At 54.4% G+C, this 9,102-nt stretch carries 5 protein-coding genes; 3 read left to right on the forward strand and 2 right to left on the reverse strand.

Annotation, left to right across the window (positions count from 1 at the left end):
* The first annotated feature begins 70 nt into the window (after positions 1–70).
* A complete protein-coding gene (gene pepN, locus ACXAG1_RS15160; protein ID WP_475120163.1) occupies positions 71–2,710 on the forward strand; it encodes an aminopeptidase N in 2,640 nt (879 codons plus the stop codon).
* Between the two features lie 26 nt (positions 2,711–2,736).
* Here the strand turns inward: pepN and ACXAG1_RS15165 are convergent, their stop codons facing one another.
* Both ACXAG1_RS15165 and ACXAG1_RS15170 read right to left on the reverse strand, forming a co-directional pair.
* Positions 2,737–3,339, reverse strand: a complete 603-nt coding sequence (locus ACXAG1_RS15165) for a histidine phosphatase family protein (RefSeq protein ID WP_475120164.1) — start codon at positions 3,337–3,339, stop codon at positions 2,737–2,739.
* A 30-nt stretch (positions 3,340–3,369) separates the two neighbouring features.
* Positions 3,370–4,929 (reverse strand): carboxylesterase/lipase family protein, encoded by a 1,560-nt coding sequence (locus ACXAG1_RS15170; RefSeq protein WP_475093460.1) that lies wholly within the window; start codon positions 4,927–4,929, stop codon positions 3,370–3,372.
* Between the two features lie 623 nt (positions 4,930–5,552).
* Between ACXAG1_RS15170 and ACXAG1_RS15175 the strand changes: the two genes are divergently transcribed.
* Complete coding sequence (locus ACXAG1_RS15175; RefSeq protein WP_475120165.1) at positions 5,553–6,896, forward strand: MDR family MFS transporter; 1,344 nt, start codon at positions 5,553–5,555, stop codon at positions 6,894–6,896.
* Positions 6,897–7,355: 459 nt separating this feature from the next.
* On the forward strand, positions 7,356–9,102 hold a 1,747-nt coding region (locus ACXAG1_RS15180), incomplete at its 3' end, for a BapA/Bap/LapF family prefix-like domain-containing protein (protein WP_475120166.1).

Here is a 9,102-nt window from a genome sequence, read left to right on the forward strand (position 1 = left end):
ATGGAAGTCGGGCGCCGGTGCGCGATAGCACTCCCGGTTTGCCCGCAGGTTTTACAAGAGATTGACTGGAATGAAAGACACGCAGCCGCGAACCATTTACCTGAAGGACTACCAGGCTCCCGAGTATCTGATCGATCGTACAGAACTTACCTTTGACCTGGACCCGCACGCCACACTGGTGAAGTCCCGCCTGAGTGTCCGTCGCAATCCAGAGGCGGGAACGGGCGAGGTACTACCTGCCTTGTGGCTCGATGGTGTCGACCTGGACCTTCTCTCGATTGCTATCGATGGTGAGCTGCTTCCTGCGCAGCGCTACACGGAAAAGCCTGGTGGCTTGTTGCTGAGTGTCGACAGGGAAGTGTTTGAACTCGAAGTCCAGACAAGAATTGCACCGGAAAGCAATACTTCACTGGAGGGGCTGTACCTGTCCAATGGCATGTACTGCACTCAGTGCGAGGCCGAGGGGTTCCGTAAAATTACCTTTTATCCGGACCGCCCGGATGTGATGAGTGTGTTTACCACCACGATCGTGGCACCAGCGACTTATCCGGTGCTGTTATCGAACGGGAATAAAATGGACAGTGGCACTACGGAGGATGGCCGCCTGAGGGTGACCTGGGAAGACCCTTTCGCCAAACCCTCGTATCTTTTTGCCCTGGTCGCCGGGGACTTGCAGTATATAGAGGACCGGTTTACGACGTGTAGTGGCCGAGAGGTCACCTTGCAACTGTATACCGAGCCAAAAAATATCGGTAAGTGCGAACATGCCATGACCTCGCTGAAGCACTCCATGAAGTGGGATGAAGAGACGTATGGCCGTGAGTACGATCTGGATATTTTTATGATCGTGGCTGTGGATCACTTCAATATGGGGGCAATGGAAAACAAGGGACTGAATATTTTCAACTCCGCCTGTGTCCTGGCTAGCCCGGAGACAGCGACAGACGCGGCATTTCAGCGTATCGAAGCGATTGTCGCGCACGAATATTTCCACAACTGGTCCGGCAATCGTGTCACCTGCCGAGACTGGTTTCAGTTAAGCCTGAAAGAAGGCTTTACCGTTTTCCGTGATGCAGAGTTCTCCGCAGATATGAATTCCCGTGCGGTAAAGCGGATAGAAGACGTTACCCTGCTTCGCACTGCACAGTTTGCCGAAGATGCGGGCCCTATGGCCCATCCGGTGCGTCCGGACTCCTATATGGAAATCTCCAATTTCTACACCCTGACTGTCTACGAAAAAGGTGCGGAGGTTGTGCGGATGATTCACACCATTCTTGGAGCGGAGGGATTCCGTCGCGGTAGCGACCTGTATTTTGATCGTCATGACGGTCAGGCGGTGACCTGTGAAGACTTCGTGGTGGCTATGGAGGATGCAAACGGGGCCGACCTGAAGCAATTCCGTCGCTGGTACAGTCAGGCCGGTACGCCGATACTGGACGTGGAAGACGCCTACAATACAGAAACCCAGGAGTATCGCCTGACCATTCGCCAACACACGCCGGATACACCGGGACAGGCAAACAAACTACCGTTGCATATCCCGGTGACGATTAGCCTGCTTGACCAGGATGGCAACGCGTTGATTCTGGGGGAGGCTCGAGATACAGAGCGTGTTTTGCACCTCACTGAAGCCAAACAGGATTTTGTTTTTAACAACATTCCCGAGCGACCACTACCATCGCTGCTGCGAGGCTTCTCTGCACCGGTGAAGTTGCGCTATGGGTACACCACCGAGCAATTGCTGTTTTTAATGCAGCACGATACGGACCCGTTCAATCAATGGGACGCCGGTCAGCGTCTCGCGTTCGATGCACTGACTGACTTACAGCGAGCATACCGTGAAGGACGATCGCTGGATGCCCCCGACTCTCTGATTCAGGGCTATTCGGCGGTCTTGGATAACACCCAACTGGATCCTGCGCTGGTGGCGAAAATGCTGGCCCTTCCCAGCGCTCAGGAGTTGGCGGAGCAAGGTAGTGAAATTGATGCCCAGGCGATTATCGTCGCCCGGAAATTTGTGCGAGACACGCTAGCCAAGGCTCTCAAATCCAAGTTCCTCGCACTCTATAAGTCTCTGAATCATGCCAAGTCCTATTGTCCCGCGGCCGCCGACATCGCCGAGCGAAGCCTGAAAAATACCTGTTTATTCTATATCTGTGCATCCGGGGAATCAGAAGCACTGGCACTTGCGGAGGCGCAGCTTGCGCGCGACGACAATATGACTGACAGTGCTGCTGCGTTGGCGGCGCTGGTCGAGTTCGGCACAACAGAGAGTGCGCAGAACCATCTGGATACATTCTATGAGCAATGGCAGCAGGACACACAGGTTGTGGAGACCTGGTTTGGCCTGCAGAGCAGTAGCCCCACTTTTGGCACACTGGATCGCGTTCGCGCTTTGATGGAGCACGATGCCTTTGAGTTTAAGAATCCAAATAAAGTGCGCGCGGTAATTGGCGGTTTTGCTATGCGCAACTTTTCCCAGTTTCACGCTGAAGATGGAAGTGGGTATGAGTTTCTTGCGGATCAGGTAATTACTTTGGATAAACTGAACCCACAGGTGGCGGCGCGAATCGTGACTCCACTCACCCGCTGGCGCAAGTATCGCGCGGAAGAGTCCTCGCAGATTCAACGTGCCCTAGAGCGGGTTCGCGACAGCGGGGAGCTCTCCCGGGATCTTTACGAAGTGGTTAGCAAAAGCCTCGCGGGATGATATGAAGGGTGAGCGGCGACGGGTGGCTACTGGATCTGGTTCCGGGATGTCCGCTCGTGCCCCAGGGTGATGATGTTCAGCAATTTATTGTCCGGGTTTAGGCCCAGGCGAGTCTGCGATGTGTAATCGGCAAGAAACTGAGTGACACGTTCGTCATTTCGGATAGCTGCCACCACGGTATTGATAACCATGAAGTGGCAGAACACCAGAGTGGTCGATACCTCTCTGTCAGCCCCCAATTGCCGTAGAAAATCGATAACTCCGCTACGCCACACAGCCTGTGCTGGCGTCATGCTATCCCACCTCTTGTCCAGAAATGTTTGAATCCATTTTCCGCGTTGTTCCAGAGGTACCCCCTGTGGAGAAGGGATTTCGATAACTTCCTCTGACTGTTCAATCGGCTTTTGCCAAAGGGTGGAAACCGGTATCGCGGTCTGCAGGGCACGAGCCTTCGGGCTGCTGATAAGTCGAATCCCCGTGCCATCTGGAAATTGCTGCTGGAGGACTTCTGCCAGTTTTGCAGCTTGTTGCTGACCCAGTCTGGTGAGACCCGGGTCGCTGTCAGTCGGTGATTTGGCTGCCTCGCCGTGGCGGATCAAAATGATTTCGTGCAAAGTCAGGTGCTCCATTTAGCGATATGAGCCCCGATTTTACGTCTTTTACAGAAAACCGCGTAATTGCAGGTCATCGAGGCCCTCCCAAAGCGCCTGCAAGGCTTTCGGGTCGAGTGCTCTATCGCGCTGGTCTCCGAATTGGCGGCTAAGCCCCTGCTCATATTCCGGCCAGTCTTTGCCGGGCTCGCCGGATTCGGCAAAGTTCAGCCACGCGTCTCGCATTGTCTCGCTGAGAATATGAGGTTCAGGCTCTCCGCCATAAAAGTGTGCGAGATCTTCTGCACTGTGTGTCCCGAACACATATCCCAGCTCTGCTGCGTGGCATGCCCCTAACAGGGGCTGCGCGCTTAGGGGGTGGGTAAAGTGGTAGTGGTAGCGCTTGCCCTGGTGTGCACCCAGTAGTCTCAGCCCCGGAACGGTAAATACCATATCGGTCAGCATCAGGTTCCAGGTGCGGCTCCAAATTGGCCACGGGTTGTCCTGCATCGATTCCGCACGGTTCCGATAGTGATCGAGAAGGGGGGATATCAGCGGGCTGGGGATAATAGCTTCCAGATGTCCGCGAATTTGCTGGTCATCGAGCGTGTAGCTTTCCGGGCGCGCGGCGCTGAACAGGTTCCACTCGTCACTGTTACTGCCAACCATCATGGCTACCTGAGCCGCGGCCGGATTTTTGAGCGCATTCACAGGGGATTGCAGCAAAAATTGCCCGTCTTGCACGGGCTTGAATGGAAGGTGTCCCCACCGAGTATCGGTCTGCGGACTATCCAGCACTGCCGCTTGCGCTTTCAAAATCTCCGCAACTGAGGTCTCGCTTACAGGTGTGCGGGTGTCTCTCTGTAAGTTTGACATGAACTCTTCTGCCAGCAGGCTGGCGCGCGCTGGTTGATGAAAAACGCCTGGGTTACCGCTCTGAACAATGGCCTTGTGAAAGAGATTGCCGCAGATGGGCTCGCGTTGTTGCGGGCAGGCAGAAAATAGGGACGCGATGCTCATTGCGCCGGCGGATTCGCCAAATAGGGTGATGTTGCCTGGATCTCCCCCAAATGCATCAATATTTTTCTGTACCCAGCGAAGGGCCGCCAGTTGATCCATCAGCCCCTCGTTTCCGCTGGCGGGAAGGTCGCTGATATCGCATAACCGCAAGAAGCCAAAGGCGCCCAATCGATAGTTGAAGGTCACAACAATGGCGCGTCCGCTTGCGGCGAGATACTTTCCATCGTAAAGCGCCTGGCTGCCGGAGCCCAGATAAAAGGCTCCACCGTGAACCCAGACCATAACTGGCAGTTTGGCTTGACGGGGCTCCGCCGGCGCATAGATATTCAGATAGAGGCAGTCCTCGCTGTCAGGATCCTCCCCATTCGGGCCGCGGATTTCAAACAGGTGTGATGGGTTTTGCGGTGCGGGCATGCCGTATCGGGTTGCCTCGTGTACACCTTTCCATCTCGGTAGTGGGCGTGGTGGGTGCCAGCGGAGTTCGCCCACTGGTGGTTGCGCATAGGGGATTCCCAGGAACTGCTTTACCGAATGATGCCTGTCGAGTTTGCCATTTATCGCTCCACAGGGGGCTTCTACTAATAAGCGTTGGTTCCCGGTGTTTTGCATCTAACTCACATCCTAATCAATAGAGCCTGGTCGAATTCAGTCGGTGAAGTTATCGAGTCGACCCTGAACAAGGCCGCCATACAGCCATTTTCAGAGCCACTTCTCTCAGTATAGAAGCTGTCATATTCAGAGCGTTTTCAGTGCCGTTTATGACTGGAATGTTTCCAGGTTTTATTTCGCGAATTCGGTTGCATCGATGTCTCGTTGAGATACTATTAAAAGGTTACTGTCCTGTTTACTTTCGCTGTTTGCGTACACGCCATCGAGCGATCGGTTTCTAACCAGGTTTCTAACTAGAGTATTTTCCTGATGCTGATCAATGTTTTAGGCACTGTCCCGATGTGCTTGCGGAGTCTTCTGATGTCCGCGGGTACTGCTGTGTCTGATGATCAGGGGAGTACTCTATGTGGAACTGGCGTATGCGCTATGCCAGGTGTTTCCTTGTGTGGTCTGCTATGTGCTAAATCTGCCCACACCACCTGGTCCGTAGTGGCTCATGCGTGGGCTGCTATTGCGTGTAAAGCGCGCAAAGTGCGTAAGGCCCGTTACTTGTTAACCTGACAGTCGAATTGAATTGTGCTGGAGGGTTTTCCCAAGACCCTCCACGGAAAACCCGGAGGATCTTGGCCTCCGGGTTTTTTTTTGCCGCTAATTTGGGAGAAACCGGCATGGACAGGCAGTGGTGGCAATCACTTTATGGCTTACCGCCTTTGATTTGGATCGTATTGATTGGCAGTTTCTTTGGCCGAGGCACCTACTTTATGGTGTGGCCTTTTCTTGCTGTCATGCTGCATGAAAAGTTCTCACTCAGTCCCGGTACTATTGGTGCGGTACTCAGTATCTCTGCTATGTGCGCAGCGATTCTTGGCTTTTACACCGGTGCTTTGTCCGATCGATTTGGCCGAAAATTCTTATTGTTAGCGGGCACATTTACCAACGTCATTGCCTTTGCGTTGCTTGCTGTGGCAGACAGCATTGAAGCTTTTGCTTTGGCAATTACCTTCAGTGCTATCGGGCGCTCAGTATGGGAGCCGCCTGCGATGGCGATGTTTGGTGACCTTATTTCTGACACCGGCGTACGCGAGCTTGCGCTGCAATTTCGTTATTTCCTGATCAATGTGGGAAGTGCTCTGGGACCAATGATTGGAGTATGGGTCGGAATCAGTGCTCAGCAGGCAACGTTCAATATAACCGCGCTGAGTTACCTCGGGCTTTTCGTCGCTTTCCTGTGGGCGTTCATTCGATTAAGGCCTGAGTCTGAAAAACGGAAAGGTGAGTGTGCGAATGGAGGGTTTTCTGCGACCTTACGTGTGCTCGCCCAAGATAAGGTATTCATGGTAACCGTGTCGGCGAACATCCTCGCGTTATTTATTTACGCGCATATGGACTCAAGCTTGGTACAGTACTTGACGGTTAATGATGCGCCTGGCGTGGTTTCGCTTATTTCCAGCATGATTCTGGTGAATGCATCGACCATTGTATTTCTGCAGTTTCCATTACTGCGGCTGATGCGTACCCTGGATGTCAATCATCGAGTTTTTATCGGGCTTGCGGTGTTGGCACTGGGGCAGATCTGGTTTGCATTCAATCCGATTCACTGGTTTTACGGGTGGCTGGGGGCAACGTTTCTGATCAGTGTGGCCGAAGCGATCCTGTTTCCTAACATGAGTGTTCAAATAGATCGCATGGCTCCTGCAAATCTGCGTGGGAGTTACTTTGGCGCGACCAGCTTGTACGCATTTGGCTGGTCGAGCGCGCCATTGGTCGGCGGGTTTATGATTCAGTATTGGGGCGGTCAAGTGTTGTATCTGTCGATGTTCGCGTTGTCTCTTGTGGTAATACTGCTTTATGTTTTTGCCGAGAAATTGACGGTAATACCGCCGAGCGAAGCGTCGGTTCCAGGAACCGCCGAAGCTCGTTCACCAGGTGAGGTGGACGATGAGGTTAGTGTTAATACGGCATGTTGATTTGTAGTCAATTTTCTTCCCGTCTCAATCCCTTACGGCTTTCGTTTATGAAAGCCGTTTTTTTTCATCAAACTTCCTCCTCGCTCAAAAAGGTCAAGCTTCTTCCGTCCGAGCCAACTTCCAACTATTTAAGTGACAATGGGGAGTCGCGGGCACTCAACTCAACTGGTTGGCGGGCCTCTCGACTGCCCACTGATGTTGTTCCGCACAAAATGTGAACAGCATCAAAAGTGTCGGCGCTGAAAGTACTCTTCTGGCGCATAATTTTTTGAAACGAGCATATATTCATTTTTACAGTCATCGCCCTTTAGCTTGATAAATCTGAATAACTCAGCCATACCAATGTATGTGTGATTAAAAAATGCACATATTGTGCAGGTGGTGATCGCCTCAAGGTGTGGCAGTCATCAGATTCTTTGGGGTCCATCAGAGGATGATGGAAAAAAGAAGGTATGCAGGATGCAAACCCAGGTAGTCGACAAGTCTAGCGGCGCCTTGAGTTCATTCGATTCCACCCATGTGGTTTTAGATGCACCAGGGTTCGTGAAGCTCCAGCTAGCGCAGGATGAAATACGGTCGCTCTCAAGAGCCGGGGACGATCTGATAGTCCAGCTAGCAACTGGCGAAATCATCACGATTGAGAATTTCTATCTCGCGGATGCGGCAGATACTCAAAGTGATTTGTTTCTGGAGGATCCGGAATCCGGCAACGTTTTGCTGGCGCAAAAGGGCGTTGACGGTTCCATATTTTCCATGGCTCAAGTTAGTAGTAGTACTGACTTGGCGGGTGTTGTCCCGCCCACTGGCGAAGTCGTTTGCCCTTGGGTTTGGGCGGGGCTGGCCGCATTGGGAATCGCGGCCATCGCTCATGCGGTTGATGACGATGACAATGACAATGACCGCGGCACATTCGAGCCTTTCCTGAGACCTACCCCATTTTCTGCCCCTCCACCGGCACCACCGCCCGCTCCTCCGCCCGCTGAGGAGCCTCCGGTTATTAATCCTACCGGAGAGGAGCCTCCGCCCGCACCGCCACCCCCGCCGGATGGTGATGCTGATGCGGATTCTGATGCCGATGCCGATGCCGATGCCGATGCCGATGCCGATGCAGATGCCGATGCAGATGCAGATGCCGATGCAGATGCCGACGCCGATGCGGATGCCGACGCCGATGCGGATGCCGACGCCGATGCCGACGCTGATGCCGATGCAGATGCAGATGCCGACGCTGATGCCGACGCCGACGCCGACGCCGACGCCGATGCGGATGCGGATACGGATGCGGACGCCGATGCGGATGCCGATGCGGACGCCGATGCGGATGCCGACGCAGATGCCGATGCCGATGCGGATGCGGACGCCGATGCGGATGCCGACGCAGATGCCGACGCGGATGCTGACGCTGATGCCGATGCCGATGCCGATGCCGATGCCGATGCCGATGCCGATGCCGATGCCGATGCCGATGCCGATGCGGACGCGGATGCCGACGCGGATGCCGATGCCGATGCGGACGCCGATGCGGACGCCGATGCCGACGCGGATGCCGACGCGGATGCCGACGCGGATGCCGATGCTGATGCGGACGCCGATGCCGACGCGGATGCCGATGCCGATGCGGACGCCGATGCGGACGCCGATGCCGACGCGGATGCCGACGCGGATGCCGATGCTGATGCGGACGCCGATGCTGATGCCGACGCCGACGCCGACGCCGACGCCGACGCCGACGCCGACGCCGACGCAGATGCCGACGCAGATGCCGACTGTGACAAGCACTGCCATCACGGATGCGATATTAATGTCGACGTAGATGTGGATATCGATATTGACTGCAAGTCAGATGACAATGACGCAGATGCCGACGCCGACGCCGACGCAGATGCCGACGCAGATGCCGATGCGGATCATGATAGTGATTGGCACTTCGAATATGACCTGGCGCTACACGGGTACGATATAGATATAGATATCGATATCGACTTCGAGAAAGTGATAAATCACGACCCGGACCATTGCGGAAAAGACTGCGAGATAAATCTTGATGTAGATATTGACATCGATATTGAGAAAGACTGCAAAATGCCGCCTGACGATGATGGAGACGCGGATGCCGACGCGGATGCCGACGCGGATGCCGACGCGGATGCCGACGCGGATGCCGACGCGGATGCCGACGCGGATGCCGACGCGGATGCCGACGCGG

This window comes from Microbulbifer sp. ABE4_465 (assembly GCF_056160765.1).

Excerpts from the sequence above, each read along its gene's own strand:
- pepN (WP_475120163.1), top strand. The coding sequence starts at position 71 with ATGAAAGACACGCAGCCGCGAACCATTTACCTGAAGGACTACCAGGCT.
- ACXAG1_RS15165 (WP_475120164.1), bottom strand. The coding sequence starts at position 3,339 with ATGGAGCACCTGACTTTGCACGAAATCATTTTGATCCGCCACGGCGAG.
- ACXAG1_RS15170 (WP_475093460.1), bottom strand. The coding sequence starts at position 4,929 with ATGCAAAACACCGGGAACCAACGCTTATTAGTAGAAGCCCCCTGTGGA.